Genomic DNA, 26,477 nt, shown 5'->3' on the forward strand with positions numbered 1-26,477 from the left:
GCCCTCGTACTGGACGTACTCGGGCTTTCGGCCGGTGCGGCGAGAGGGCGTGCCGGGCGTCGCGACGGGGCGGACCTCGGCTGACGCGGCACTAGTGCGACGGGGCGAACGCGAGGCTGACGCCGAGGCCGGCCAGGGCGGTCCCGATCACCTTGTTGAGGACCCTCTGGCCGCGCAGCATCAGGGTGCGCATCCGGTCCTGCGAGAAGAAGAAGGCGACGACGCCGAACCACAGCAGATGGGCCAGCGACATGAACAGGCCGTAGCCCACCTGCCGCAGGACCGGTGTTCCGGGGTCCACGACCTGGGCGAAGGTGGAGACGACGAAGAGGGTGGTCTTCGGGTTCAGCACGTTGGTGAGAAATCCGGCGCGCAGGGCCGCGAACGGGGTGAGGCCACCCCCGTGCTCCAGGTCGACCCGGAGTTCGCCACGGGTACGGAAGGTGCGCACACCGACGTACACGAGGTAGGCGGCACCGACGAGCTTGACGAGCGTGAAGACGAAGGTGGACGAGGCGATCAGCAGGCCCACGCCGAGCATCGTGTAGGTCACGTGCACCAGGACCCCGGCGGCGACGCCCATCGCGCCGAGCAGGCCGGTGCGGCGGCCGTACAGATAGCTGTTGCGGACGACCATCGCGAAGTCCGCGCCGGGGGCGATCACCGCGAGGACGGTGATGACGGCGACGGCGAGTACCTCGGTCACCGGCTCACCTCCCGGTCACCGTCCTTCCTCAGGGCCCCCTCGGCGATCTCCTCGCCGCGCAGCTCGCGGGCGAGCAGCGTGGCCCCCGCGACGGCGCCCGGCATCAGGAGGACGGCGACGAAGGGGACGAGGAAGGAGAGGGCGAGAGGGGTACCGAAACCCCAGATCAGGGTCTTGCGGGAGCGCAGGAGGGCGAGCCGGTCCCGGAGTTCGACGCCCCGGCGCTGGAGGGCGACGGAGGTGAGTTCCTGGGTGAGGAAGAAGCCGGTGACGAAGAAGCCGATCACGGGGACGACCGTCTGGCCGGCCACCGGGACGAAGCCGAGGGCGAAGAGCAGCACACCCCACGCGAGGGCGCGGGCGAGGACCCGGAGGCTGTCGCGCGCCGAGATCCACAACTCCCGGTACAGGGGCAGGCGGGAGACGGGCGCGGTGCCGTCCGGGGAGACGTCGCGGTCGACCGACTCGGACAGGGCCTCGTAGAAGGGCTGGCCGATCAGAAGCGTGACGGCGGTGAAGGTGAGGACGGCCAGCAGCAGGGCGAGGGCGAACAGGACGGCCGTGAGGAAGCCGCGGAACAGGCCCTGCCAAGGGCTCGACCAGTCGTCGGCGAACGGGGTCGAGAAGTCGACGAAGTCCGCGCCCCACAGCGCCAGCGCCACCAGGGCCGCCGCGTACAGGACGAGGGTGATCAGGCCCGGAAGCAGCCCGAAACCGTACTGCCTGCCGTGCCGGGCCACCCATCGCTGGCCCTTCAGGAGATAGCTGAAACCCACCCCGAGATCGCGCATGGGGGAACCCTAGCGGGGACCGCCCCGCGGGCGGCCACGCAGGTCCCGCGGACGGGCGGCCCCCTGCCGCGGGCCCGCGGTGCGCCATCCGGGGCAACGGCGGGCGTCGGCGCCACCAAGGCTCTCTTGTTGCGGTTGAGTCGAACAGGTACATCTCGCCGTACCGATCCCAGGAAACCCCGGAGGAGGTACGCGTGCGCACCAGCATCACGAGAACGACCGCTGTGAGAACCGTCCTTGACGGCGGCGGGCCCGGCGCGGCGGGCCGGGCGCCGGTGGTCGGTGGTCCGCGGGCGGTGCTCTTTCGGACGGAACCACTCTTCCGTGATCACCCCAAGGGGGAATTCGCTCAGGTGGGGCGGGCATTGTTCACCTTGGCGACCAGGTAGGCAACGGCACACACGCGAGCAGCGGACGGCCGAGGAGGTAGAGGAGTTCGGATGACGCAGGAGATCCACGGCACCGTCGCCGAGGGCTACGAGGAGGTGCGCGCGGAGTTCGCCGCGTTCGTGGCCCGGGAGCGGGCCGACTACGAGGGGCAGTTGTGCGCCCACGTGCACGGGCGGCGGGTCGTCGACCTGTGGGCGGGTCCGGACGGCGCCTCGGCCGAGTCGCTGCACGGCGTCTTCTCGTCCACCAAGGGCGCCGCCCACCTCGTCGTCGCGCTGCTCGTCCAGGACGGCACGCTCGAACTGGACCGGAAGGTGACGTACTACTGGCCGGAGTTCGGCGCCGAGGGCAAGAGCGCGCTGACCCTGCGCGAGCTGCTCACGCACCGGGCGGGTCTGATCGGGCTCGACGCCGGCTTCACCGACGAGGAGCTGGCCGACGACCGGATGATCGCCGAGCGGCTCGCGGACCAGCGGCCGTTCTGGCGTCCCGGCACGGCGTTCGGCTACCACGCGCTGGTGATAGGGGCGCTCGCCGGTGAGGTGGTGCGGCGGGCCACGGGCCGCACCCTCCAGGAGCTGTACGAGGAGCGGGTGCGCGCCCCCTACGGGCTGGACTTCTTCCTCGGGCTGCCCGCCGCCGAGGAGGTCCGCTTCCGGTCCGTGCAGCCCATGCTGGCGACGGCCGAGCAGCAGGCCGTGCTGGACGCCCAGCCGACCGGGCCGCACACGCTCACCGCGATCGCCTACAACGCGCACGTCGGCGAGCCGGGCGAGCTGGTGGACCACGCCAACTCCCGCCTGGTCCGCGCCAAGGGCCCGGCGTCGGCGGGCGGCGTGGCGTCGGCGCGCGGGCTCGCCGGGATGTACGCGGCGGCGATCAGCGAGGTGGCCGGACGGCCGCCACTCCTGAAGCCGGACACGGTCGCCGAGGTCGGCCAGATCCATTCCGTCGGCCACGACCTGGTGTCCCGGGCCCACAAGGCGTACGGGCTCGGCTTCCAGGCGACGGCCGAGAACTGGTACCCGTTCCTGGGCGCGGGCACCTTCGGGCACAGCGGGGCGGGCGGTTCGCAGGCCTTCGCCGATCCGCGCAGCGGGCTGGCCTACGGCTACACGCGGCGGCGCTGCGCGTTCCCGGGCGGGTCGGCGCCGGAGAACGAACGCTTCGTCCGGGCGGCGCACCGGGCGGCTGTCTGAGCCGGCGCACGGCGAAGGCCGCACCCCGCTCACGGGGGTGCGGCCTTCCTCGTGCGTGGCGTGCGCGGTGCCGTCAGACGAGCGTCACGGTGATGTCGCCGCGGGCCGCCTTGGAGTAGGGGCAGACCTGGTGCGCCTTCTCGACCAGCGCCCTGGCCGTGGCCTCGTCGACGTTCGGGATGTCCGCCGAGATCTCGACGACGATCCCGAAGCCGTCGTCGTTCCTGCCGATGCCGACCTTGGCGGTGACGGTCGAGCCGGAGACATCGGTCTTCTCCTGCCGGGCGACGACGCCGAGGGCGCCCTGGAAGCAGGCGCTGTACCCGGCGGCGAACAACTGCTCCGGGTTGGTGCCGGAGCCGCTGCCGCCCATCTCCTTCGGCGGGTTCACGACGACGTCGAGCCTGCCGTCGTCGGTGGCGACCCGGCCGTCGCGGCCGCCCTGGGCGGTGGCGACGGCGGTGTAGAGGACGTCGGACTGCTGAATGGGCATGCGGTGGTCTTCCTCCTCGGTCCGTCCGGGACTCGCGCCCACGATCCCGGACGGTTTCGGAAGGAAGTTACCGCATACCGGAAAGTCAAGGAAGAGCGTCCCGGGGCGGCCGCGCTCAGAGCTTGACGATCATCTTTCCGGTGTTGTCGCCGCGCAGGACGCCGAGGAAGGCCTCCAGGTTGTTCTCGATGCCCTCGACGACGGTCTCGCGGTACTTGAGGGCGCCCGAGGCGACCCACGGACCGACCTCCTGGACGAACAGCGGCTGGAGGTCGTAGTGGTCGCTGACCAGGAAGCCCTCGATGCGGCCACGGGTCTGGATGAGGCGCGCGAGGTTGCGCGGGCCGGGGGCGGGCTCGGTGTTGTTGTAGACCGAGATCATGCCGCAGATCGCGATCCGGCCGCCCTGGTTCAGCGCGCCGACGGCCGCCTCCAGGTGGTCGCCGCCGACGTTGTCGAAGTAGACGTCGATGCCGTCGGGGGCTGCGGCGCGCAACTGCTCGCTCACCGGCCCGGACTTGTAGTTGAAGGCCGCGTCGAAGCCGTACTCCTCCACGAGCAGCTTGACCTTGTCGTCGGACCCCGCGGAGCCGATGACCCGGGAGGCGCCCTTGAGCTTCGCGATCTGCCCGACCTGGCTGCCGACGGCACCGGCGGCGCCGGACACGAACACCACGTCGCCCTCCTTGAAGGCGGCGGTGCGCAGCAGACCGGCGTAGGCGGTGAGGCCGGTCATGCCGAGGACACCCAGGTACGTCGACAGCGGCGCGGCCTGCGGGTCGACCTTGACGGCGTTCTTCGCGTCGAAGGCGGCGTACTCGCGCCAGCCGAAGAAGTGCAGAACGTGGTCCCCGACGGCGAAGCCCTCGGCGCGGGAGGCGACGACCTCGCCGACGGCGCCGCCCTGCATGACCTTGCCGAGTTCGTAGGGGGCGGCGTAGGACTTGGCGGCGCTCATCCGGCCGCGCATGTACGGATCGACGGAGACGTACAGGTTGCGCACCAGGACCTGCCCCTCACCCGGCGTCGGCACCGGGGCCTCGACCAGGGCGAAGTCCTCGGGCTTCGGCCAGCCGACGGGGCGGGCGACCAGGTGCCATTCGCGGCTGACGTCGGGGAGGGCGGGGGTGGCGGTCATGGTGGGGGCACCTTTCCTCGGGCTGCGGGTTCTCGTACGACGCGCTTGATACTTCAGTATCTGAAACAACGATGCGCTTGAACATTTCATGCTGTCAAGTAACGGGGTACCCTGAACGGCATGACCCCTCCTCCCGGCACCCGCCCCGACGCGCTGACCATGGAGGTCGTCGACCTGATCGGCTCGGTCGTGGCCCGGTACCACGAGGAGTACGAGGAGGCGGCCGCCGAGCACGCGCTGACCGGCGCCCAGGCGCGGCTGCTCGGCCTGCTGTCCCTGGAACCGCTGCCCATGCGCAAGCTGGCCAACAAGCTCAAGTGCGAGCCGTCGAACGTCACGGGCATCGTCGACCGTCTGGAGTCGCGGGGCCTGGCGGAGCGCCGCCCGGACCCGGCCGACCGCCGGGTGAAGCTGGCGGCGGCGACCGACGAGGGCCGCCGGGTCGCCCGCAGCCTGCGCGACTCGCTGCGCTTCGCCCGCGAGCCGCTGGCGGGGCTGAGCGAGGAGGAGCGGCGGACGCTGCGGGACCTGCTCGGGCGCATGGTGGCCGTCGACGGCTGAGGGCCGCCCGGCTCCCGGGGCCGGTGGGTCCGGGTGTGCCGTGCCATCACGCCTTCCGGGTGGCGGCGGGCGCGAACCGCCGCAGGGTTGCTGGGCCGCGGGTGCTGCACCTCCTTAGCCTCGGCGCATGGCGACCCTGTGGGATCTCATGCGCGACTGCATCCCGGACGACCACGCCCGCCAGGTCACGTCCCGCTACTACCTGGACGAGGTCATGACCTCGCCGGGCGCGCCGGACCGGGTGGTCGACCTCGGGTGCGGGCGGGGCGCGTCCGTCGCCCTGTTCCGCCGGCACGATCCGAAGGTGCGCTGGGTCGGGGTGGACATCCGGGACTCCCCCGAGTCCCGGCAGCACCGTCCCAACGGGGACCCGCTGCTGCACTACGACGGTGTCCGGCTCCCGTTCCGCTCGGACACCGTGCCGCTGATCTACTCGCACCAGGTCTTCGAGCACGTCTCGCGCCCGCGTGAGCTGCTGGCGGAGGTCGGCCGGGTGCTGCGGCCGGGCGGGCTGTTCATCGGCAGCACCTCCCAGTTCGAGCCGTACCACTCCTTCAGCCTGTGGAACTACACGCCCTACGGCTTCCGGGTGCTGGTCGAGGAGGCCGGACTGGCGCTGCGGGAGATCCGGCCGTCGCTGGACGGGGTGACGCTGATCATGCGGTCCTACGGCGGCGGCCGGAAGCAGGAGTACGGGCGCTACTGGAGCGAGGAGTCCCCGCTCAACGTCGAGATCGACAGCTGGGCGGAGCAGACCGGGCGGCGGACGGCCCTGGTGAACCTGCGCAAGCTCACGTTCTGCGGCCAGTTCGTGTTCCGGGTCGCCAAACCGGAGCGCGTGGCCTGATCCCGGCCGGGTCCGCCGGGTCGTCCGGGTCGTCCGTCGGCCGTGCGGAGCTGTCAGCGCGCGACCAGCAGTTCCGTCCAGTCCCGGGCGACCCGCTGCAGCGAGAACTGTTCCCGCACCTGGGTGCGGGCCAGTCGCCCGGCCTCCCGCCAGCCCTCCTCGCCCAGCCCGGCGAGGGCGTCGGCCATCGCCTGCGGATCCTGGTGGATCCACCGCCGGTCGTAGATCTCGTCCGCCCCGGGCCAAGGCAGCAGCGCGGGCACCGCCGCGGAGGCCATGCCCTCGGCCGGGGCGAGATGGAAGCTCTCGTCGTCGCTGGTGGACAGCACGTTCCCGATCCGCCGGAGCCAGCCGGCCACGTCCGCGCCGAAGTCGTCGAAGACCACGGCGTTCTCCAGCAGCGGCGAGGTCTGCATGCGGCGCAGTACGGCCTCGTAGTGCGCGCGCTCCTCGGGCTTGTTCCAGATCCACCAGTACTCCCAGGGCGGCTTGGACTTGACGGAGAGGTGCCAGCGGCGGTCCCGGGCGCGCAGCGCCTCCAGCACGTCGAGGCCCAGGTCCATGCGCTTGCGGCTGGGCGCGATGCCGATCATGCCGAGCCGGAAGCGGGCGCCGGGCGCCTTGGGGCGGTCGAGCTGGTCGGTGTCGACCCAGTTCGGGATGACCGTCACCTTGGACTCCGGCCAGCCGGTCTCCTCCAGGGTGCGGCGGGCGTAGGAGGAGCTGACGCAGATGACCTGGTCGACGGCGTCGATGTCGACCTGCGCGGGCCAGTCGGCGTCGAGTTCGAAGCGGTGCAGCCGGACGACGAGCCGGCTGCCCTGCCGTTTGTGGCGGCTGTACCAGACGGCGGCCGGGCCGCACCACTCGACGACCACCACGTCGGCCCACCCGGCGAGTTCGCGGCTGGCGGCCGGGTCGTGCCGGGACAGGGCCGGCCAGGCGTCGACGCGTACGTCGAGTCCGGGCACCGTACGGAAGTGGTCGAGGAGCCGGGAGAGGAACTTCAGGTCGTGGCCCGCGACGCCGACCCGCAGGGGCCGCGACCGGGCGGTCAAGGCGGCCGGCGCCTCGGGGAACGCCTGATCGAGCTGGTCCCGCCAGCGTGCGGCGGCGGCCCCGAGCGTGTAGCGGGAGGCGGCCTCCCGGCAGCGTTCGGCGGCGGTCCGCCGGGCCCGGGGCTCGCGCACGGCGCGGGCGATCGTCCGGACGGCGTCGTCGAGCCCGGCGTGCCCGGCGACGAACAGCGGATAGTCGTCGCCGAGCAGCGCCTCGTGGGCGGGCGTGCGGTTGAGGACGACGGGCAGCCCGAGGGCGCCGAACTCCAGCACCTTGGTGGACAGTTCGAGGCTCGCGTCCAGCGCGGGGTCCCGCCAGCCCAGTCCGAGGTCGCAGTCGGCGGCGAGGCGCATGGCCTCCTCGCGCGGCTGCCCGCCGTGGTGCACGACCCCCGGCGTGACGGCCAGCGCGTGCGCCATGGCGTCCCGGAACTCCGGGTGCGAGGGGTCCTCGTGGATCTTGTCGCCGACGGTGTGCAGCTCCGCCCGGACCCCCTGTTCGGCGAGCAGCGCCGGCAGCCGCGTCATGGGCAGGGTGTTCCACAGCGGGGCGAACTTGCCGGTGTAGACGAGCCGGAAGGGGTCGTCGGGGTGCTCGTGCTCCGGCAGCGGGAAGCCCGGCTCGGGCACGGACGGCGGGCTGAGCACGCACTTGCCGCAGGCCTCGGGCACGGAGGTCTCCAGCAGGCAGCGCAACTCCTCAGTCTGGCACAGCAGACGCTGGGAGGACTCGGCGATGCGTCTGAGCTCCGCGCGGGCACTCTCGGTCATCTCGGCCGCCGACTGCGGGATGTCGGTGAGATAGGCCCAGATCCGTCCCTCGAAGAGACCCTCGGTGACCATGCGCCCGACCAGGCGCCTGCCGCGCAGCACCAGCAGGTCGCAGGGCTCGTCCTGGTCCAGTTGGGCGAGCGCGTGGGATGCCTGCACGGGCGACAGCGGCCGGTCGGACAGTCCGGACAGCAGCCGCTCCTCGTGGGGGCGGACCACCGTGACCCCGGGCAGTCCGGCCAGCGGGTCGATCAGCCGGCCGGTGACCACGGGGGCCTTGAGGACCAGCCGGGTCCGGCAGCCGGCCCGCGACAGTGCCTGCACCGTCGACTGGGCCCAGACGGCCGAACCGTCGATGAGATTGAGGTCAACGTCGCCGTAGACGAGCGCGTTCAGTGTCCGGCTCATGTCGGCTCCTTCCCGCACCAGGCGAACAGGCGGTGTCCCTGGCGCGCCCAGGTCTCGGGCGCCGTGCCGGAGGCCAGCAGCGACCGGCGCACCAGGAGGGGGCGCAGTTCGGGGACGAAGGTGTAGTCGTCGGCGGCGGGAGTGGAGCCGACCGCGTCGGCGCCGGAGTACTCCTGCGCGCACATCAGGTCCAGCAGCAGGGTGTCCGGGCGGTCCTCGGTGAGGTCCGTCCAGTCGGCGACCCAGGGCGCGAGGGGCTCGCCGGTGCGTACGGTGACACCGGCGGCGGCCAGTTCGTCCAGCCCCGTGGGATCGGGTACGACGACCTCGGCGGGCCGGTGGCGCTGGCTCAGCACCTGCTCGGTGAGCCGGGCGATGCCGGCCCGGTCCCGGGGGCCGGCCAGGACGCAGATCCGGCGCCGGTCCAGCGGGTCGGGGGCGCCGGTCCGGCGGGCCAGTTGCGACAGCCGCACCCGGGTGCTGTCCGCCCGGAACACCTCGCGCAGCCGCTGCCGGCCGGCACCGGCCGGGTCGAGGCTCGTCAGTCGCACGCCGGCGTCCGCGTCGAGCACGGCGTCCCAGGCGAACCGGGTCAGGCCGGGGGCGGCGGAGACCGGGCCGTCCCGCCACAGCAGGCAGCGGCGGCCCGCCGCCCGGGCCTCCGTGAGCAGTTCGGCCAGTTTCCGGTCGAGGTCGGGGGCGAGTCCGGTGCCGGTGAGCGACCAGGGGCCGTCCCCCGTGCAGGCGCTGAGCTGGACGACCAGGGCGTCGGGGTCGGTGCGCTGCACGACGAGCCGGCCGTCGTGGGGCAGCGCCCGGTTGACGACCGCGTCCGCCGAGAGGTCGGCGGCGGTCGCGTCGGTCAGCACACCGACGATCACCATCCGGTCGCGGGGCGTCGAGAGGAACGCCCGGTGGGCGAGGTGCATCCGCCCGTCGGGAGCCGCGACGTGGGCGGGGAACCCGTCCGATGCGGGACGCGTCGTCCCCCGGCCCGCCGCGCCGAGGACCGCGGGACCCGGCCTGAGCCGCCCCCGCCATCGTCCGTACAGCTCCCGCAGCCCCGTCTCTGTCGCCGCGCGTGAGGACACGGGCAGGGAACGGGACGTCACCCGCCCCCGCCACAGCCCGTACAGCTCCCGGGGCAGTCGTGGCGCCTCCTGCCGGGGCGAGCGGGCGGCGGACACCAGGGCCCGGCCCACCCGCAGGGAGGTGGAACCCTCCAGCATGGCCACCCGCGCCTCCAGCAGGCCGACCCGGTCCCGTGCGCGGTGCAGGGCGGCCGTCAGCTGGTCCTTGTCCCGCGAGGCGGCTGCCAGGCGCTCGGCGAGGCCGTCCTCGTGGACGGGCCCCCGGGCGCGTTCCGCCTCCTCGGCGTCGCGTTCGAGGTCCAGCACACGGGCGCGCAGCGAGCGGGCGACCAGGTCGGCGAGGACGTACTCGTCGGCGATCCGCAGCGCGGTGGCGAAGCCCTCCGCCGGAACGGGCCGGCCGAACCAGTCGTGCGGGGGCCTGAGTTCGTCGGTGCGCACGAAGACGGCCGCCGCGTGCAGGTGCGTGTAGTCGAGCGGGGCGGCGCGCAGCACCTGGCATCCATGGGTCACCAGGGCGTCGAGCAGCCGGTGGTAGGGGAGTTCGGGGCCGCGGTGCCCGAAGAGGATCAGGCCGCGGCCGCCGGGGCGCATACGGCGCAGCATCGCGAGGCAGTCGGTCTCGGTGCCGTGCAGCGCCGGGTCGGGTCCGAACGACACGATCACCAGCTCGTGCTCGCCGATGTCGCGTTCGCCGTGGTGCACGGCGACGTCGTCGGGCAGATGGAGGTAGGGCTCCAGGTCGAGCCCGCCGTCGGTGGCGTCCACGACCGTGGTGACGCCGTCCAGATGAGGGTGGAGCAGATCGGTCAGGCGCATCATCGGGTCCTCGTGAAGACGTGGAAGCCGACCTCGTTGTCGCGGAAGCCGTACGGGGTGAACAGGGTGTGCCGCAGGCCGAGGGGTTCGAGCAGCGCGGTGTACTCGGCGGCCGGGCGGTGCAGGACGTGCTCGCCGCGCGGCCGGCGGGTGGCGACGTCCTCGTCGGTCAGGATCAGCCGTCCGGTGATCCGCACCAGCGAGGCCAGGTTGCGCAGGCCGGCCGCCCACTCCTCGTCGTCGAGGACGTGGAAGAGGACGTCAAGGCAGAGCACGACGTCGTAGGGCCAGGGGCTGCGCCACTCGTCCAGGGCGGCGACGGCGTAGCGCGGGCCGCCGTCCTCGGTCCGGGCGCGTGTGACGGCCTCCTCGCTCGTGTCGAAGGCGTCGACGCGGTGGCCGCAGCGGACCAGGGCACGGGCGAAGTCCCCCGTGCCGCAGCCCGCGTCGAGCACGAACAGGGGGGCCGACTCGTCGGCGACGTCGCCGAGCAGCTGCAGCAGGGCGCCGAGCCTCCGGGCGTGGAAGATCTCGTCGCCCGCGCGGTCCGGGCCGACCGGGACGAGGTGGCCGCGCGGGACGAGGTCGTCGGGCTCGCGGGTGTCCCGGTGCCGGCGGGTGAGTTCAGACATGGTGGTCCAGCCGGCGGACGACCTCGGCGGCGATCCGGGCCCCTGCCCTGCCGTCCCACAGCGGCGGTCCCTCGTCGGGCGCCGGCTGCCCGCCGTCCAGCACCTTGCGCAGCGCGGGGACGAGTTCGGCGTGGCCGACGAGCCGGTTGGTGCCGTGGGTGACGGTGACCGGCCGCTCGGTGGTGGTGCGCAGCGTCAGACAGGGCACACCGAGCACGGTGGTCTCCTCCTGGACGCCGCCCGAGTCGGTGATCACGGCGGCGGCGCCGCGCACCAGGCTCATGAACTCGACGTATCCCAGCGGGTCGAGGACGTGGACTCCCGGCGCGCCGTCGAGGCCGGCCTCGCCGAGCGCCTCCCTGCCGCGCGGGTGCAGGGGGACGGCGAGGTCGAGGAGGTGGGCCGCCTCGGTCAGGACGCGGGCCGCCGCCTTGGCCGCCTCGGGGTCGTCGACGTTGGCGGGGCGGTGCAGCGTGACCACGGCGTAGCGCTCGGGCAGTCCGTGGGCGGCGCGGGCGGCGGCCGGGTCGAAGCGGTCCATATGGGTGAGCAGGGTGTCGATCATGGGGTTGCCGACGAGATGGACCCGGGCGGGGTCGACGCCCTCGCGGGCGAGGTGGCCGACCGCCTCGGGGCTGGTGGCGAACAGCAGGTCGGCCAGCTGGTCGACGAGACGCCGGTTCACCTCCTCCGGCATCGTCATGTCGAAGCTGCGCAGGCCCGCCTCCACATGGGCGAGGGGCATCCCCAGCTTGGCGGCGACCAGGGCGGCCGCCAGCGTGGAGTTGACGTCCCCGTAGACCATGACGAGGGCGGGGTCGCGGGCGGTCAGCTCGGCCTCCAGGGCGACGAGCAGGTCGGCGGTCTGCCGGGCGTGGCTTCCGGAGCCGACACCGAGATCGGTGTCCGGTTCGGGCAGGCCGAGTTGCCGGAAGAAGATGTCCGACATCCGTTCGTCGTAGTGCTGGCCGGTGTGCACGAGCACCTGGTCGCAGCCCGCCGTGCGCAGTGCGGCGACGACCGGGGCGGCCTTGACGAAGTTCGGTCGGGTGCCGACGACGTGAAGTATGCGGCCGTTCATGTCGTACTTTCTCCGCTCTTGCCGCCTAACGTGACGGCATGTCGCGTCATATCCCCCGTGCGCTCAGTCTGGCCGCATCCGTGGCGTGGGGCGAACTGCGCCATGACCCCCGCAGGGCCGTACTGCTGGGGGTACGGCTGCTGCCGTCACCCCTGCGGGACCGGGCCCGGCCGCTGGAGAGGCGGCTCGCCGACCGGGCCCGGACGGCGGGTCCGGCCGCTGCTCCATCCGGGGGACGGGTGCCCGCCCCGCCCGGCCGCGCGGTCCGGCCGGTGCCGGGCCGGGTGCTTCATCTGGTCACCAACGGGCTGCCGTTCAAGCACGCCGGTTACACGGTGCGCACCCAGAAGATCGCCGCGGCGCAGCGGGCCGCCGGGCTCGATCCGCATGTGGTGACACGGGTCGGGTTCCCGGTGGCGCAGGGGGTGCTGGACGCCCGTGCGGCGCAGACGGTGGACGAGGTGCCGCAGCACCGGTTGCTGCCGCTGTGGCTGCCGTACGGGCAGCCGGCCGTACTGGCCCGCAACGCCGAGCTGGCCGGGCGGCTGGTGGAGCGGCTGCGGCCCGCCGTGCTGCATCCGGCCACCGACCACGGCAACGGGCGGGTGGCGCTGGCCCTGCGCGCGGCCTACGGGCTGCCGGTGGTCTACGAGGTGCGCGGCTTCCTGGAGGACACCTGGCTGACCCAGGCGCCGGGGCGGACGCCGGACGACCCGACGTACCGGGCCCGGCGTGAGCTGGAGACGCACTGCATGCGGGAGGCGGACCTGGTGCTGACGCTGGGTGCGGCGATGAAGGCGGAGATCGTGGGCCGCGGGGTGCCCGAGGAGCGGGTGCTGATCGCGCCGAACGCGGTGGACGAGGAGTTCCTGACGCCCCTTCCCGACGGGGCGCCGCTGCGCGCCCGGCTCGGCATCGCGCCGGACGACTTCGTGGTCGGCACGGTCAGCAGCCTTACTCCACACGAGGGAATCGGCACATTGCTCCATGCGGGTGCCGAGCTGAGGCGCCGCGGAGTGCCGTTGCGGCTCTTGGTCGTCGGGGACGGACCGGAGCGCCCGGCCCTGCTGCGGCTGTCCGGCCGGCTGGGTCTGGACGACGGGACGGCCGTGTTCACCGGTCGGGTGCCGTATTCCCAAGTCCGGTGCTTCCACGCGGTGTTGGACGTCTTCGCGGTGCCGCGCACCGATGCCCGGGTGTGCCGGCTGGTGACACCGCTGAAGCCGGTCGAGGCGATGGCGAGCGGGCTGCCGGTGGCCGCCAGCGATCTCCCCGCGCTGCGGGAGCTCGTCAAGCCGGGAGCGACCGGGCAGCTCGTTCCGCCCGCGTCCGAGCAGGCTTGGGCAGATGCGATCGAATTCCTTCTTTACAGTCGAAAGCGGTCCGAATGGGGTACGGCCGCTCGCGAGATCGTGGCGCGCGACCGCACCTGGACGCGGGTCGCCGCGACCACCCGGGAGGCGTACCGCGCCCTCGGCTGCCTCTGAGAAGCCGCTCGGCCGTCCCGGAGGACGCCCTCGGCTTCCTGAAGGAGCCGGTAGGCGCCTTCAGGGAACCGCTCGTCGTCTTCGGGGAGCCGGTCCACGGCCTTCCGGGGAGCCGGCAGGCCGCCTCCGGGGGCGGGCCGGACCGCACAACTTCACATCCGAGTCCGCCCACGGGACGGGAGCAGCCCTATGCAGGTCGACCAGTCCGAACCGCTCGGGGACAACAGCGCACAGCTCGGGGACGAGAGCGCACAGCTCGGGGAATCAGAGATGGCCGGCACCGCCGAACTCGCGGTGATCGGGCTCGGCTACGTCGGGCTGCCGCTCGCGAGGGAGGCGGCGGCCGTCGGCCTGAAGGTCGTCGGCCTGGACAAGAACCCCCGGATCGCCGCCGGGCTCAACTCCGGACGCTCCCACGTGGACGACGTCTCCGACGAGGACGTCCGCGCGATGCTGGCGGCCGGTTTCCGCGCGTCCACCGACGACGGGTGCCTCGCCCGGGTCCAGACCGTGGTGATCTGCGTGCCGACGCCCCTCAACGGGGACGGCGGGCCCGATCTCAGCGCGGTCACCGCCGCCGTCCGGGCGGTGGCGGCCCGGCTGCGGCCCGGACAGCTCGTGGTGCTGGAGTCCACCACCTACCCGGGCACCACCGAGGAGGTCGTACGGCCGCTGCTGGAGGAGGTCTCCGGGCTGCATGCCGGGCGGGACTTCGCCCTCGCCTTCTCACCGGAGCGCATCGACCCCGGCAACACCGGGCACGGGCTGCGCGACACCCCGAAGGTCGTCGGCGGCTGCACCCCCTCGTGCGCCGCCCGCGCGGTCGCCTTCTACGGCAAGCTCGTCGACACCGTCGTGCAGGCGAAGGGCACCCGCGAGGCCGAGATGGCCAAGCTGCTGGAGAACACCTACCGGCACGTCAACATCGCCCTCGTCAACGAACTCGCCGTCATCAGCCACGAGCTGGGCGTCGACCTGTGGGACGCGATCCGCTGCGCCGGCACCAAGCCGTTCGGCTTCCAGGCGTTCCGCCCCGGCGCCGGCGTCGGCGGACACTGCATCCCGATCGACCCGAACTACCTCTCGTACAAGGTGCGTTCGTCGCTCGGCTACGAGTTCCGGTTCGTGGAGCTCGCCCAGGAGATCAACCGCCGGATGCCGGAGTACGTCGTGCGCCGCGCCCAGGACCTGCTCAACCACGCCGGCCGGCCGCTGCACGGCTCCCGGGTGCTGATGCTCGGGGTCACCTACAAGCCCGACGTCGCCGACCAGCGGGAGAGCCCGGCGGTGCCGGTGGCCCGGCTGCTGCGGCAGCGGGAGGCCGAGATCTCCTTCCACGACCCGCACGTCGACGAGTGGTCCGTCGACGGCGCACCGGTCCCCCGCGTCGACGACCCGATGGCCGCCGTCGCCGGGCACGACCTGACGATCCTGCTCCAGGACCACTCCTCCTACGACCTGCCCGCCCTCGCCGACGCGGCCCGCCTGCTCTTCGACACCCGGGGGCGGATATTCCGCCCCGGTGTCGAGGTGCTGTAGCGGGCCGGGCGGAGCCGAAAGGTGCTGCTCTGATGCGGATACTCGTGGTCACCGTCGTCCACCATCCGGAGGACGCGCGGATACTGCACCGGCAGATCGCGGCCCTGGCCGAACGCGGCCACCAGGTCGTCTACGCCGCCCCCTTCGGAGCCCGCGGAGTGGAGCCACGCCCGGGAGTCGAGGGCGTGGACCTCCCCCGGGCCGCGGGCCGGGAACGCCGGGCGGCGCTGCGCGCGGCGCGCGCCCTGCTGGTGGAGCGCGGACCGGAGGCGGACGTCGTGCTGCTGCACGACCCGGAGCTGCTGCTCGCCCTGCCCGGCACCCTGCGCCGGTGGCGGCGCGGCGGCCGGGCCCCGGTGACGGTGTGGGACGTGCACGAGGACACGGCGGCGGCGCTCACGATGAAACGCTGGGTGCCGGCGTCGCTGCGGCCCCCGCTGAAGCTGGCCGTACGGGCGGCGGAGCGCCTGGCCGAGCGGCATGTGCGGCTGCTTCTCGCCGAGGACGCCTACCAGGAGCGTTTCCGCCGGCCTCATCCCGTCGTCCCGAACCTGACCGCCGTACCGGCCGCGCCGCCCGAGCCGCCCGGCGCGGACCGGGTGGTCTATCTCGGCCATCTGTCCCGGGCTCGCGGCGCGCTCGACCTGATCGAGACGGCGCGGCTGCTGGCTCCGGACATCCGGGTCGACGCGATCGGCGCGGCCGACGTGGACGTGCGCGGCGCGCTGACCGAGGCGGACCGCGAGGGCGTCCTGAGCTGGCACGGCTATCTTCCCAACGACCGTGCGCTCGCCCTGCTCTCCGGGGCGACGGCGGGGCTGTCCCTCCTCCAGGATCAGCCCAACTACCGCCACTCGCGGCCCACCAAGGTCGTCGAGTACATGGCCCACGGCGTCCCCGTCGTGACCACGCCGAACCCTCTGGCGGCGGCCCTGGTCGAGCGGCACGGCTGCGGTCTCGTCGTCCCCTACGGGAACCCGGCGGCAGCGGCGGAGGCGGTACGGCGGCTGCGCGCGGACGCGGCGCTGCGCGAGACCACCGCCGCACGCGGCCGGGCGGCGGCACTGGCCGAACTCGACTGGTCGGAACGGGCGTCGGAGTTCACGGACGCCCTGGAGAGATGGGCGAAGGAGGCGGGCACCGACCGGGGCGCACCGGACCTAGGTGCACCACCACAGGAACCGGTTGCACGTCTCCGACGGTGACGGCTGGGGGGCCGGACCCGAGGAGGGGGGGTCCGGGGTCGGGGTCGGGGTGGGGTCCGGGGCCGGTGGGGGCGCCGGGGCGGAGGGGGACGGGCCGGGAGCCGTGTCCGAGGGGGACGATTCCGCCTCGGTCGGGCTCGCCGACTCCTTGTCGTCCTTGTCCTTCTCCGAGTTCGAGGGGGAGGGCGACGTGGAGGCGTCCGGAGAGGCCGAGTCCTCGCCGGGCGTGGTGCCCTCGGGGGCGCCGGTCAGGGGGTCCGTCGACTCCTCCGACTCGACCTCCGTGCCGCCGTCCGCCGAGGGGTCGCCTGCCACGGCCGGGTTCGGGGCCGAACCGGGGGCGTCCAGGCCGAGTTCGGCGAGGCTGAGGGCACCGGCGGCCAGCACGAACCCCGCCACGATCAGCAGGGTGCGGCGGCGCCGGCGGCGGTGGGCCGCGGCCTTGCGGTCGCGACGGCTGACGTTCGGGTTGCGGCGGCGCCTGGATCCCCGCCCGGGGCGGTCGTCCTCGGCGTCGTCGTCGAGGTCGTCGTCCAGGTCATCCAGGTCTTCGGCGTCGTCGGCATCGTTGTCGTCGGCGTCGTACGGCTCGCCGGGCTCCGCGGCCCGGGCCGGCGTGACGGCGTCCGTACGCACATCAGTGCGCACGACGGTTTCCTCCGTGTACGCGTGCAATTGATCGGCCGGCGTGCCGCACCCCGGGCAGGCCAGCGCGCCATTCAGGTGCCGTCGGCACGGGTCGCAGTAGTCCATGACGCGGGAAGGTTAAGTTTTTGATCGGTAACGTTCATAGTCGTCCCTGTGAATGTTCTGTGCGGAATGGTTTCATCCGGCGCGTCGGCTTGAGCGCAACCCGCGCGCATCATCCCGAAACCGGTCAGCGAAGGTCTCGAAACCGTTACCCGCCCACCCCATTGACACCCCCACCGCCCCCTCCCTACTGTCACGCCAGCATTTCGAACGGGTGACGAAATTTCGAACAAGGCCGACGTTCACGAGGGGCAACTGCCGTGCGCATCACCGGAATCAGCACGCACGTGGTCGGGACGCCGTGGCGCAACCTGACCTACGTCCAGGTGCACACCGACGAGGGGATCACGGGGGTCGGGGAGACCCGGATGCTGGGCCGAACCGACGCGCTCCTCGGCTACCTGAGGGAGGCCGAGGGCAATCACATCCTCGGCTCCGACCCCTTCGCCCTGGAGGACCTGGTCCGCCGCATGAAGTACGGCGACTACGGGCGGGCCGGCGAGATCGTGATGTCGGGCATCGCGGTGGTCGAGATGGCGTGCTGGGACATCAAGGGCAAGGCGCTCGGCGTACCGGTGTGGCAGCTGCTCGGCGGCAAGGTCACGGACAAGGTCAAGGCGTACGCCAACGGCTGGTACACGACGGAGCGGACGCCCGAGGCGTACCACAAGGCCGCCCAGGAGGTCGTGGCGCGCGGGTACCGGGCCCTGAAGATCGACCCCTTCGGGACCGGGCACTTCGAGCTGGACCACCGGCAGACCCTCTACGCCGTCTCCCTGATCGAGGCGGTGCGCGACGCCATCGGCCCCGAGGCCGAGCTGATGCTGGAGATGCACGGCCGCTTCTCCCCCGCCACCGCCGTCCGGCTCGCCCGCGAACTGGCGCCCTTCGACCCGGCGTGGCTGGAGGAGCCCGTCCCGCCGGAGAACCTCAAGGCCCTGGAGAAGGTCGCCGCCAAGGTGGACATGCCGGTCGCCACCGGCGAGCGCATCCACGACCGGATCGAGTTCCGCGAGCTGTTCGAGAGCCAGGCCGCGGACATCGTCCAGCCGGACGTCGGCCACATCGGCGGCATCTGGGAGACCCGCAAGCTCGCAGCCACCGCCGAGACCCACTACACGCTGGTCGCGCCCCACAACGTCGGCGGCTCCGTGCTCACCGCCGCCTCGCTCCAGGTCGGCTTCACCACCCCCAACTTCAAGATCCTGGAGCACTTCAACGACTTCGCGGACGCGGAGATCAAGAAGGTCGTCAAGGGCGCCCCCCAGGTCGACCCGGAGGACGGCTGCTTCCACCTCTCCGACGCCCCCGGCCTCGGCGTCGAGCTGGACACCGACGCCGCCGCCGAGTTCCCGCAGCAGCAGGCCCGCTTCGACCTGTGGGCCGAGGGCTGGGAGCAGCGCAGGCCCGGGGCGACGCGATGAGCACGGCCGTCGTCGTCGACGCTCCCGGCGCGCACCGGCTCGTCGCGCACACGCCCCGCCCGCCGGAACCCGGCGAGGCGCAGGTCCGGGTGCACGCCGTCGGCGTCTGCGGCAGCGACCGCGAGCTCTACCGGGGCAACCGGCCCGAGGGCTACGTCCGCTACCCGCTCACCCCCGGCCACGAGTGGTCCGGGACGGTCACCGCGACCGGCCCGGGTGTCCCCGCGTCGCTGGCCGGGCGCAAGGTCGTCGGTGAGGGCTTCCGCAACTGCCAGGTGTGCGACCGCTGCCACGCGGGCGAGACCACGCTGTGCACGGACGGGTACGAGGAGACCGGCTTCACCCAGCCGGGCGCCATGGCCCCCACCCTGACCCTGCCGGCCCGTCTGCTCCACGTCCTCCCGGACGACGCCGACCTCACCGCCGCCGCCCTCCTCGAACCCGCCGCCTGTGTCGCCGCCGCGGCCCTGAAGGCGGCCGCGAGACCGGGCGAGCGGGTCGCCGTGGTCGGCACCGGCACCCTCGGCATGCTCGCCGTGCGGTTCCTGCGCGCCACCTCCCCGGCCGAGCTGCTGGTGGTCGGCGCCCACGCCGACCGCGCGGCACTGGCGGAGGAGTTCGGCGCCACCGGCTTCCGCACCAAGGACCAGGAACTGCCCGGCGACTTCGACGTGGTGATCGAGGCGGCCGGGTCCGCCGACGCCGCCCGGGGCGCCGCCGCGCTGCTGCGCAGGGGCGGCCGGCTGGTGCTGACGGGAATCCCGGCGCCGGGCGCCGAGGGCCTGGACCCGACGGACCTGGTGGTACGGCAGCTGGAGGTGCACACCGTCTTCGGGGCGCCGCCGGCGGCATGGGCGCACGCGGTGCGGGTGTTCGGCGCCGGGCTGCTGGATCCGCTGCCGCTGGTCACCCACGAACTGCCGCTGACCGAGTTCTCGCGCGCCGTCGAACTGGTCGGCGGCGACGACCCGAAGACCGGAAAGGTGCTGCTCCGTCCCTGACCGACCGCCGGTCCGGGGGGCGTCCTGACGGCCGCCGTACCGGCCCGACCGGGCGCGTGACCGACCTCGTCACGGGCCTCGTCACGGGCCTCGTCATCGACCTCGGGACGGCCTCGGGACGGCCTCGGGGACGGCCTCGGGACCGCAGCCCGCAACCGACGCCCGCAGCCCGTATCCGGGCGTCACGCCCCAGGCTCGCGCCCGGGTCCCGTACCGGCCTCCGCATCCTCGTCGTTGCGAACCTCGTCCGAAATACCGAACACTAAGGACCGCTTATGACCGACGCTTCCACCACGGCCGCCCGCAGGCCCGGTGAGCACGCGCTCACCGCGCTCGGCCTGGGCGCGCCCCGCCCCGACCCCGCCGACGCCTCACCGCACCGCTTCCCGGGCGGTGGCCGCTGGCGCACCGAGATCCCCTCGTGCGAGGGTCCGGAGGCGCTGGCGGTCGTCCTGGAGGAGGCGTCCCTCCTCGACGTGCCGATCCACCGGATCAGCCAGGGCAGCGGCGTGTGGATGCTGACCGACGCCCAGATCACCGAGATGGTCGGGGCGACCGGCGAACGCGGCATCGAACTCTGCCTGTTCACCGGCCCGCGCGGCACCTGGGACATCGGCGGCTCGACCCGCAGCGACTCCCGGGGCGCCGGAGTGCGGGCACGCGGCCACGACGCCGTCGCCGGCTGTGTCGAGGACGCCGTGCGCGCCACCGAACTGGGCGTGCGGTGCCTGCTCGTCGCGGACGAGGGCGTGCTGTGGACGCTGCACCGGGCACGCGTCCAGGGCATCCTCCCGGCCGACACCACGCTCAAGGTGTCGGCGTTGATCGGGCCCGTGAACCCGGCGAGCTACGCCGTCTACGAGCGGCTGGGCGCCGACTCCGTCAACGTGCCCAGCGATCTGACGCCGGCGCACCTCACCGAGATCCGCCGGGTGTCCGGCGCCCCCATGGACATGTACATCGAGGCCCCCGACGACCTCGGCGGCTATGTGCGGATGTACGAGGTCGCCGAGCTGATCCGGCGCGGCGCGCCTCTCTATCTGAAGTTCGGCCTCGCCAAGGCACCCGGTATCTATCCCTACGGGCACCACTTGAGGGAGCTGACCCTGGCCACCGCCAGGGAACGGGTGCGGCGCGGCCGGCTCGCCCTCGACCTGCTGGCCCGCCACGGGGCGGACGGCGACATGGCGCCGCTCGGCTCCCGACTGCCGGGCGATCTGCGCAGGTTCGAGATCGCGTCATGAAGGTCCGGAAAATCGCTCCTCACCACACGACACGGCCGCGCACAATCCCACACACCTCTTCCCGGTTCCTCACCGCACACATCAAGGATGATGATCATGCGTAACCGTAGAGCCGCACTGACCGCGACAACCGCCGCCGCCTCCCTCGCCCTCCTCCTCTCGGCCTGCGGCCAGAGCGGAGAGGGCGGCAGCAAGGAGGGCTCGGGCGGCACCGAGGGCGCCACCATCGGCATCGCGATGCCGACCAAGTCCTCGGAACGCTGGATCGCCGACGGGAACAACGTCGTCAAGGACCTGGAGTCCAAGGGCTACAAGACCAAGCTCGTCTACGGCGAGGACGACCCCGACCAGCAGGTCTCGCAGGTCGAGAACCTCATCACGCAGGGCGTGGAGGCCCTGATCGTCGCCGCCATCGACAACAAGTCGATGAACAACGTCCTGCAGCAGGCCAAGGACGCCGACATCCCGGTGATCTCCTACGACCGCCTGATCCTCGGCACCGACAACGTCGACTACTACGCCTCGTTCGACAACGAGAAGGTCGGCGAACTCCAGGGCGGCTACATCGTCGAAAAGCTCGGCCTGAAGGACGGCTCCAAGAAGGGCCCCTTCAACATCGAGCTGTTCGCCGGCTCCAACGACGACAACAACACCCGCTACTTCTTCCAGGGCGCGATGAACGTCCTGCAGCCCTACATCGACAAGAAGCAGCTGGTGGTCCGGTCGGGCCAGACCGAGCTGACCCAGGTCACCACCCTGCGCTGGGACGGCGGCACCGCGCAGAAGCGCATGGACGACATCCTGACCTCGGCGTACAAGTCCGAGCGGGTGGACGCGGTGCTCTCCCCGTACGACGGCATCTCCATCGGCATCCTGTCGGCGCTGAAGTCGGACGACTACGGCTCGGGGAGCAAGCCGCTGCCGATCGTCACCGGCCAGGACGCCGAGGTCGCCTCGGTGAAGTCGATCATCGCGGACGAGCAGGCGATGACCGTCTACAAGGACACCCGTGAACTGGCCAAGGTGGCCTCGAACATGGTCGACGCGCTCCTCAACGACAAGAAGCCCGAGGTCAACGACACCAAGACCTACGACAACGGCTCCAAGGTGGTGCCCGCCTTCCTGCTGGACCCGGTGAGCGTCGACAAGGCCAACTACAAGGCGACAGTGGTCGACTCCGGCTACATCAAGGAAAGCGACCTCTGAGCACACCGCACCGTCCAGGGATAGGAAGGCACGACCATGGCGGGACCCGTCCTGGAAATGCGCTCGATCGTCAAGACCTTTCCCGGCGTCAAGGCGCTGTCGGACGTCACGCTGACCGTCCGTCAGGGCGAGGTCCACGCCATCTGCGGGGAGAACGGCGCCGGGAAGTCGACCCTCATGAAGGTCCTCTCCGGCGTCCATCCGCACGGAACCTACGAGGGGGAGACCCTCTTCGAAGGGGAGCTCTGCCGCTTCAAGGACATCCGCGCGAGCGAGCAGCACGGCATCGTGATCATCCACCAGGAGCTGGCACTGGTGCCGTACCTGTCGATCGCGGAGAACATCTTCCTCGGCAACGAGCACGCCACGCGCGGGCTGATCGACTGGACCGAGACCCTCCGGCACGCCACCGAGTTGCTGCGCCGGGTCGGGCTCACCGACCACCCGGAGACCCGGGTCGCGGACATCGGCGTCGGCAAGCAGCAGCTCGTCGAGATCGCCAAAGCGCTGTCCAAGAAGGTGAAACTGCTCATCCTGGACGAGCCGACGGCCGCCCTGAACGACGAGGACAGCGGCAAACTGCTCGATCTGATACTGGAGTTGAAGAACCAGGGCATCACCTCGATCATCATCTCGCACAAGCTGAACGAGATCCGCAAGGTCGCCGACTCGGTGACCATCCTGCGGGACGGGCGGACCATCGAGACGCTCGACGTGAAGGCCCCGGAGACCACCGAGGACCGGATCATCAGCGGGATGGTCGGCCGTGACCTGGAGCACCGCTTCCCGGAGCGCACGCCGCACCGGCCGGAGGAGGGTGCCGCGCCCGCGCTGGAGATCCGGGGCTGGACCGTGCACCACCCCATCGACCGGCAGCGCAAGGTCGTCGACGACGTGTCGCTGTCGGTGCGGCGCGGGGAGATCGTCGGCATCGCGGGCCTGATGGGCGCCGGCCGCACCGAACTGGCGATGAGCGTCTTCGGACGCGCCTACGGCCGGTACGCGGGCGGTGCGGTCCTCAAGGACGGCCGGGAGATCCGTACGAAGACGGTGGCGGAGGCCGTGAAGCACGGCATCGCCTATGTCACCGAGGACCGCAAGCACTACGGCCTGAACCTCATCGACACCATCAACCGGAACATCTCGCTGACGGCGCTGAAGAAGGTCGCGAGGCGGGGCGTGGTCGACGAGCACGGGGAGCGGCAGGTCGCCGAGGGCTTCCGCACGTCCATGAACATCAAGGCGCCGACGGTCTTCGAGCCGGTGGGCAAGCTGTCCGGCGGCAACCAGCAGAAGGTCGTCCTCAGCAAGTGGATCTTCGCTGGTCCGGAGGTGCTGATCCTGGACGAGCCGACGCGCGGCATCGACGTCGGCGCCAAGTACGAGATCTACACGGTCATCGACCGGTTGGCCGCCCAGGGCAAGGCGGTCGTCTTCATCTCCTCCGAGCTGCCGGAGCTGCTCGGCATGTGCGACCGCATCTACACGATGGCCGCCGGACGGCTGACCGGTGAGTTCTCACGGGCCGAGGCCTCCCAGGAATCGCTGATGCGTCAGATGACGAAGGACAAAGAGGTGACGCGATGAGCACGGATGTGACCGCCAGGACCCCGGCCCCCGCGCCGGCGGGCAAGGGCGGGGCGGGCGCGGGGGGCGGCCTGCTCCGGATGGTGCTGGACGGGATGCGCCGCAACATGCGGCAGTACGGCATGCTGATCGCCCTCGGCGTGATCGTGGTGCTGTTCGCCGTCTGGACCGACGGGGACCTGCTGCTGCCGCGCAACGTCTCCAACCTGGTGCTCCAGAACAGCTACATCCTGATCCTCGCGATCGGCATGATGCTCGTCATCATCGCGGGCCACATCGACCTGTCGGTCGGCTCGCTGACGGCGTTCATCGGCTCGATGGCCGCGGTGTTCATGGTCAGGAACGACATACCGTGGCCGCTGGCGGTGATCCTCTGCCTGGCCATGGGCGCCGTCGCGGGTGCCGCTCAGGGCTTCCTCATCGCCTACGGCGGCATTCCGTCGTTCATCGTGACCCTCGCGGGCATGCTGATCTTCCGCGGTCTGACCGAGATCTTCCTGGAGGGCCAGACCCTCGGCCCGTTCCCGGAGGGCCTGCAGAAGGTCGCCAACGGCTTCCTGCCGGAGGTCGGACCGGAGACCAACTACCACAACCTGACCTTGTTGCTGGGCCTGGCCCTGATCGCCTTCGTGGTCCTTCAGGAGGTGCGCGACCGCAGGCGCCAGCAGGAGTTCTCGCTGGAGGTGCTGCCGCGGAACATCTTCCTGCTGAAGCTGGTCGCCCTGGTCGCCGCCGTGCTGGTCGCCACGCTGCTGCTGGCCAGCTACAAGGGCGCGCCGATCGTGCTGCTGATCCTCGGTGTGCTGGTCGTCGGCTTCGGCTACGTCATGCGCAACGCGATCGTCGGCCGGCACATCTACGCCATCGGCGGCAACCTGCCCGCGGCGAAGCTGTCCGGCGTGAAGGACAAGAAGGTCACCTTCCTGGTGTTCCTGAACATGGGCATGCTCGCGGCCCTGGCGGGTCTGGTCTTCGCCGCCCGCTTCAACGCGGCCTCGCCCAAGGCCGGACTCAACTTCGAACTGGAGGCGATCGCGGCCTCGTTCATCGGCGGCGCGTCGATGAGCGGCGGTGTCGGCACCGTGCTCGGCGCCATCATCGGCGGACTGGTCCTGGGCGTGCTGAACAACGGTATGAACCTCGTCGGCATCGGCACCGACTGGCAGCTGGTCATCAAGGGTCTGGTGCTGCTGGCGGCGGTCGGCTTCGACGTGTGGAACAAGCGCAAGGTCGGTTCGTAGACCGCCCGGTGCTCCACACTTTCGTCACATCGATTGAACGGAGCCACCCCGGCCTCCGTACGTAAGGGCGGCCCGTGCTCCCCCGCACGGGCCACCCCTCGACGGACCCGGTCCTCCCCGCCGGGTCCGCCCCAGCCGGAGGTCTCCTTGCCTGACAACGTCACCTCGCTGTTCCGCAGTACTGCTGCGCACAGCCCGTCGATGGCGGCGTTGACGCGGGAGAGCGACGGGTCGGGTCCGGTGGACTTCTGCATTCCCTGCAACCCCTACTTCCCCACCCCGGCGATGTTCGACGAGATGGCGGCCAAGCTGCGCGACATCGTCACGTACTACCCGAGCAGCGCCGACACCATCACCGCCGAACTGTGCAGCCTGCTCCAGCTCCCGCCGCAGTGCGTCGCGATGGGCAACGGCTCGACCGAGCTGATCACCTGGATCGACCATCTGCTCGTCCGGGAGTCCCTCGCGATACCCGTACCCACCTTCGGCCGCTGGACCGACCAGCCCATGGAGACCGGCAAGCGGGTCGACATGTTCCCGCTCCAGGAGTCCAGCGGCTTCGCCCTCGACCTCGCGCAGTACGCCGCGTTCATCCAGGCCCGGGGCACCCGGGTCGCCGTGATCTGCAACCCCAACAACCCCGACGGCGGTTACGCGAACAAGCACGCGGTCGTGCAGTTCATGGACGCGATGGCGGACCGGGACCTGGTCGTCGTCGACGAGTCGTTCCTGGAGTTCGCCGACGCGGAGGCCGAGCCCAGCGTCGTGCAGGAGGCGATGATCCGCCCCAACGTCGTCGTGCTGCGCAGCCTCGGCAAGAACTTCGGCCTGCACGGCATCCGCTTCGGCTATCTGGTCGCCAACCCGGCCCTCGCGGGCCGGATCCGCTCCATGCTGCCCAAGTGGAACCTCAACTCCTTCGCCGAGCACGTGGTGTTCATGCTGAAGGAGCACGGCCAGGAGTACGCGCAGAGCCTCCAGCAGGTCCGCCGCGACCGCCTGGAGATGGCCAGCCAGCTCTCCTCCCTGCCCGGCCTCACGGTCTACCCCTCCCAGGGCAACTTCCTCTTCGTGCGCCTTCCTGTGGGAGCCGAGGGAACGGTGGTGCGGGACCGGCTGCTCACCGAGCACCGGGTCCTGGTCCGTGAGTGCGGCAACAAGATCGGATCCTCCAGCCGCTTCCTGCGTCTCGTGGTGCGCCCCCAGGTGGATGTGCGTCGCCTGGTGTCCGGCCTGGAACAGGTGCTCTACGGGACCAGGAGGGGAGCCGCCGTGCCCGAGCTGAGCACCGGGACCAGCTACAGCTCGGGCACGGCGGCGGTGGACCGGCTGGTCGGCGCCACCAACGGGGCCGGTATTCCGGGCCTCGCCGCGCAGGCCGTCGCGGCGGGCGCACCTGGCGCCGGCGGCGGCGGCATGCCGATGCCGGCGGCGGCTCAGGCGTACCCCCAGCCACAGCAGCAGATACCGCAACCGCAGTTGCCCCACCAGATCCCCCAGCAACACCCGCAGCCCCAGCTGCCTCAGCAACTCCCGCAGCCGCAACTCGCCCAGCAGTTCCCGCAACCGCAACTCGCCCAGCAGCTCCCGCAGCCGCCGATGCAGCAGGTCCCCGTACCGCAGCCGGCGATGCCCCAGTTCGCGATGGCGCAGCCCCTCGTGCCGCAACCGGCGGTGGCCCAGGCGGTCCCGCAGCCGGCGCCCGCCCCTCTGCCCCCCGGCCCCACCCCGCCCGGCGTCCCCGCGCGCGGCGGGCTCACGGCGGCCCAGGTCCGGGGCACCACGGGCCCGGGCGCCCCGGTCCCGCC

The 26,477-nt window shown here is 72.0% G+C and carries 22 protein-coding genes; 13 read left to right on the forward strand and 9 right to left on the reverse strand.

Going from position 1 to position 26,477, the window contains the following annotated elements; genetic code table 11:
* Positions 1 to 91 precede the first annotated feature (91 nt).
* Complete coding sequence (locus ACWCPM_RS32400) at positions 92 to 706, reverse strand: LysE family translocator (protein ID WP_450979839.1); 615 nt, start codon at positions 704 to 706, stop codon at positions 92 to 94.
* Positions 703 to 1,497, reverse strand: coding sequence for an EI24 domain-containing protein (locus ACWCPM_RS32405; protein WP_450979840.1), 795 nt, complete (start codon positions 1,495 to 1,497; stop codon positions 703 to 705). Before ACWCPM_RS32405 ends, ACWCPM_RS32400 begins: the two co-directional genes overlap by 4 nt.
* Positions 1,498 to 1,937: 440 nt before the next feature.
* Here ACWCPM_RS32405 and ACWCPM_RS32410 point away from each other — a divergent pair, with 440 nt between their 5' ends.
* The gene (locus tag ACWCPM_RS32410) at positions 1,938 to 3,086 is read left to right on the forward strand and encodes a serine hydrolase domain-containing protein (protein WP_450979841.1); all 1,149 of its coding nucleotides are present in this window, start codon (positions 1,938 to 1,940) and stop codon (positions 3,084 to 3,086) included.
* Between the two features lie 73 nt (positions 3,087 to 3,159).
* Here the strand turns inward: ACWCPM_RS32410 and ACWCPM_RS32415 are convergent, their stop codons facing one another.
* On the reverse strand, positions 3,160 to 3,579 hold the full coding sequence (locus ACWCPM_RS32415) for an organic hydroperoxide resistance protein (RefSeq protein WP_450979842.1): 420 nt from the start codon (positions 3,577 to 3,579) through the stop codon (positions 3,160 to 3,162).
* A 115-nt stretch (positions 3,580 to 3,694) separates the two neighbouring features.
* Positions 3,695 to 4,717, reverse strand: a complete 1,023-nt coding sequence (locus tag ACWCPM_RS32420) for an NADP-dependent oxidoreductase (RefSeq protein WP_450979843.1) — start codon at positions 4,715 to 4,717, stop codon at positions 3,695 to 3,697.
* 120 nt (positions 4,718 to 4,837) lie between these two features.
* Between ACWCPM_RS32420 and ACWCPM_RS32425 the strand changes: the two genes are divergently transcribed.
* Positions 4,838 to 5,278 carry a MarR family winged helix-turn-helix transcriptional regulator gene (locus ACWCPM_RS32425; protein WP_450979844.1) on the forward strand — a complete coding sequence of 147 codons (441 nt, stop codon included), beginning with the start codon at positions 4,838 to 4,840 and terminating at the stop codon, positions 5,276 to 5,278.
* A 127-nt stretch (positions 5,279 to 5,405) separates the two neighbouring features.
* Positions 5,406 to 6,125 (forward strand): class I SAM-dependent methyltransferase, encoded by a 720-nt coding sequence (locus tag ACWCPM_RS32430; protein WP_450979845.1) that lies wholly within the window; start codon positions 5,406 to 5,408, stop codon positions 6,123 to 6,125.
* A 53-nt stretch (positions 6,126 to 6,178) separates the two neighbouring features.
* Here the strand turns inward: ACWCPM_RS32430 and ACWCPM_RS32435 are convergent, their stop codons facing one another.
* The 4 genes from ACWCPM_RS32435 to wecB are packed head-to-tail and all read right to left on the reverse strand — an operon-like array spanning position 6,179 to position 11,985.
* Positions 6,179 to 8,362, reverse strand: a complete 2,184-nt coding sequence (locus tag ACWCPM_RS32435; RefSeq protein WP_450979846.1) for a glycosyltransferase — start codon at positions 8,360 to 8,362, stop codon at positions 6,179 to 6,181.
* The gene (locus tag ACWCPM_RS32440) at positions 8,359 to 10,275 is read right to left on the reverse strand and encodes a hypothetical protein (RefSeq protein WP_450979847.1); all 1,917 of its coding nucleotides are present in this window, start codon (positions 10,273 to 10,275) and stop codon (positions 8,359 to 8,361) included. Before ACWCPM_RS32440 ends, ACWCPM_RS32435 begins: the two co-directional genes overlap by 4 nt.
* Positions 10,272 to 10,904 carry a class I SAM-dependent methyltransferase gene (locus tag ACWCPM_RS32445; RefSeq protein WP_450979848.1) on the reverse strand — a complete coding sequence of 211 codons (633 nt, stop codon included), beginning with the start codon at positions 10,902 to 10,904 and terminating at the stop codon, positions 10,272 to 10,274. Before ACWCPM_RS32445 ends, ACWCPM_RS32440 begins: the two co-directional genes overlap by 4 nt.
* Entirely contained in the window at positions 10,897 to 11,985 is a 1,089-nt protein-coding gene (gene wecB / locus ACWCPM_RS32450; protein ID WP_450979849.1) for a non-hydrolyzing UDP-N-acetylglucosamine 2-epimerase, read from the reverse strand. Before wecB ends, ACWCPM_RS32445 begins: the two co-directional genes overlap by 8 nt.
* 38 nt (positions 11,986 to 12,023) lie before the next feature.
* Here wecB and ACWCPM_RS32455 point away from each other — a divergent pair, with 38 nt between their 5' ends.
* The 3 genes from ACWCPM_RS32455 to ACWCPM_RS32465 all read left to right on the forward strand — a co-directional run bounded on the left by ACWCPM_RS32455 (position 12,024) and on the right by ACWCPM_RS32465 (position 16,216).
* Positions 12,024 to 13,472: a glycosyltransferase family 4 protein gene (locus tag ACWCPM_RS32455; RefSeq protein ID WP_450979850.1), complete on the forward strand. Its 1,449-nt coding sequence runs from the start codon at positions 12,024 to 12,026 to the stop codon at positions 13,470 to 13,472.
* Positions 13,473 to 13,742: 270 nt separating this feature from the next.
* A complete protein-coding gene (locus ACWCPM_RS32460; protein ID WP_450979860.1) occupies positions 13,743 to 15,011 on the forward strand; it encodes a nucleotide sugar dehydrogenase in 1,269 nt (422 codons plus the stop codon).
* A gap of 32 nt (positions 15,012 to 15,043) precedes the next feature.
* Entirely contained in the window at positions 15,044 to 16,216 is a 1,173-nt protein-coding gene (locus ACWCPM_RS32465) for a glycosyltransferase (RefSeq protein ID WP_450979851.1), read from the forward strand.
* On the opposite strand, the gene ACWCPM_RS32470 is transcribed toward ACWCPM_RS32465, so the two are convergent.
* Positions 16,172 to 16,969 carry an SCO2400 family protein gene (locus ACWCPM_RS32470; RefSeq protein WP_450979852.1) on the reverse strand — a complete coding sequence of 266 codons (798 nt, stop codon included), beginning with the start codon at positions 16,967 to 16,969 and terminating at the stop codon, positions 16,172 to 16,174. The two genes, ACWCPM_RS32465 and ACWCPM_RS32470, sit on opposite strands and share 45 nt — an antisense overlap.
* A gap of 257 nt (positions 16,970 to 17,226) precedes the next feature.
* Here ACWCPM_RS32470 and ACWCPM_RS32475 point away from each other — a divergent pair, with 257 nt between their 5' ends.
* From ACWCPM_RS32475 to ACWCPM_RS32505, 7 genes are all read left to right on the forward strand, one after another.
* On the forward strand, positions 17,227 to 18,390 hold the full coding sequence (locus ACWCPM_RS32475; RefSeq protein WP_450979853.1) for a mandelate racemase/muconate lactonizing enzyme family protein: 1,164 nt from the start codon (positions 17,227 to 17,229) through the stop codon (positions 18,388 to 18,390).
* The gene (locus tag ACWCPM_RS32480) at positions 18,387 to 19,391 is read left to right on the forward strand and encodes a zinc-dependent alcohol dehydrogenase (RefSeq protein ID WP_450979854.1); all 1,005 of its coding nucleotides are present in this window, start codon (positions 18,387 to 18,389) and stop codon (positions 19,389 to 19,391) included. Before ACWCPM_RS32475 ends, ACWCPM_RS32480 begins: the two co-directional genes overlap by 4 nt.
* 275 nt (positions 19,392 to 19,666) lie before the next feature.
* The gene (locus ACWCPM_RS32485; RefSeq protein ID WP_450979855.1) at positions 19,667 to 20,635 is read left to right on the forward strand and encodes a hypothetical protein; all 969 of its coding nucleotides are present in this window, start codon (positions 19,667 to 19,669) and stop codon (positions 20,633 to 20,635) included.
* A gap of 96 nt (positions 20,636 to 20,731) precedes the next feature.
* Complete coding sequence (gene chvE, locus ACWCPM_RS32490; RefSeq protein ID WP_450979856.1) at positions 20,732 to 21,841, forward strand: multiple monosaccharide ABC transporter substrate-binding protein; 1,110 nt, start codon at positions 20,732 to 20,734, stop codon at positions 21,839 to 21,841.
* A 36-nt stretch (positions 21,842 to 21,877) separates the two neighbouring features.
* Positions 21,878 to 23,428, forward strand: a complete 1,551-nt coding sequence (gene mmsA, locus ACWCPM_RS32495; RefSeq protein WP_450979857.1) for a multiple monosaccharide ABC transporter ATP-binding protein — start codon at positions 21,878 to 21,880, stop codon at positions 23,426 to 23,428.
* Positions 23,425 to 24,669 carry a multiple monosaccharide ABC transporter permease gene (gene mmsB / locus ACWCPM_RS32500; protein ID WP_450979858.1) on the forward strand — a complete coding sequence of 415 codons (1,245 nt, stop codon included), beginning with the start codon at positions 23,425 to 23,427 and terminating at the stop codon, positions 24,667 to 24,669. The genes mmsA and mmsB overlap by 4 nt, the downstream gene beginning before the upstream one ends.
* A gap of 147 nt (positions 24,670 to 24,816) precedes the next feature.
* A partial coding sequence (locus ACWCPM_RS32505) for a pyridoxal phosphate-dependent aminotransferase (protein ID WP_450979859.1) occupies positions 24,817 to 26,477 on the forward strand: 1,661 nt, incomplete at its 3' end.

Source organism: Streptomyces sp. NPDC002309 (genome assembly GCF_053593375.1).

Excerpts from the sequence above, each read along its gene's own strand:
- ACWCPM_RS32405 (WP_450979840.1), bottom strand. The coding sequence starts at position 1,497 with ATGCGCGATCTCGGGGTGGGTTTCAGCTATCTCCTGAAGGGCCAGCGA.
- ACWCPM_RS32410 (WP_450979841.1), top strand. The coding sequence starts at position 1,938 with ATGACGCAGGAGATCCACGGCACCGTCGCCGAGGGCTACGAGGAGGTG.
- ACWCPM_RS32415 (WP_450979842.1), bottom strand. The coding sequence starts at position 3,579 with ATGCCCATTCAGCAGTCCGACGTCCTCTACACCGCCGTCGCCACCGCC.
- ACWCPM_RS32420 (WP_450979843.1), bottom strand. The coding sequence starts at position 4,717 with ATGACCGCCACCCCCGCCCTCCCCGACGTCAGCCGCGAATGGCACCTG.
- ACWCPM_RS32425 (WP_450979844.1), top strand. The coding sequence starts at position 4,838 with ATGACCCCTCCTCCCGGCACCCGCCCCGACGCGCTGACCATGGAGGTC.
- ACWCPM_RS32430 (WP_450979845.1), top strand. The coding sequence starts at position 5,406 with ATGGCGACCCTGTGGGATCTCATGCGCGACTGCATCCCGGACGACCAC.
- ACWCPM_RS32435 (WP_450979846.1), bottom strand. The coding sequence starts at position 8,362 with ATGAGCCGGACACTGAACGCGCTCGTCTACGGCGACGTTGACCTCAAT.
- ACWCPM_RS32440 (WP_450979847.1), bottom strand. The coding sequence starts at position 10,275 with ATGATGCGCCTGACCGATCTGCTCCACCCTCATCTGGACGGCGTCACC.
- ACWCPM_RS32445 (WP_450979848.1), bottom strand. The coding sequence starts at position 10,904 with ATGTCTGAACTCACCCGCCGGCACCGGGACACCCGCGAGCCCGACGAC.
- wecB (WP_450979849.1), bottom strand. The coding sequence starts at position 11,985 with ATGAACGGCCGCATACTTCACGTCGTCGGCACCCGACCGAACTTCGTC.
- ACWCPM_RS32455 (WP_450979850.1), top strand. The coding sequence starts at position 12,024 with ATGTCGCGTCATATCCCCCGTGCGCTCAGTCTGGCCGCATCCGTGGCG.
- ACWCPM_RS32460 (WP_450979860.1), top strand. The coding sequence starts at position 13,743 with ATGGCCGGCACCGCCGAACTCGCGGTGATCGGGCTCGGCTACGTCGGG.
- ACWCPM_RS32465 (WP_450979851.1), top strand. The coding sequence starts at position 15,044 with ATGCGGATACTCGTGGTCACCGTCGTCCACCATCCGGAGGACGCGCGG.
- ACWCPM_RS32470 (WP_450979852.1), bottom strand. The coding sequence starts at position 16,969 with ATGGACTACTGCGACCCGTGCCGACGGCACCTGAATGGCGCGCTGGCC.
- ACWCPM_RS32480 (WP_450979854.1), top strand. The coding sequence starts at position 18,387 with ATGAGCACGGCCGTCGTCGTCGACGCTCCCGGCGCGCACCGGCTCGTC.
- ACWCPM_RS32485 (WP_450979855.1), top strand. The coding sequence starts at position 19,667 with ATGACCGACGCTTCCACCACGGCCGCCCGCAGGCCCGGTGAGCACGCG.
- chvE (WP_450979856.1), top strand. The coding sequence starts at position 20,732 with ATGCGTAACCGTAGAGCCGCACTGACCGCGACAACCGCCGCCGCCTCC.
- mmsA (WP_450979857.1), top strand. The coding sequence starts at position 21,878 with ATGGCGGGACCCGTCCTGGAAATGCGCTCGATCGTCAAGACCTTTCCC.
- mmsB (WP_450979858.1), top strand. The coding sequence starts at position 23,425 with ATGAGCACGGATGTGACCGCCAGGACCCCGGCCCCCGCGCCGGCGGGC.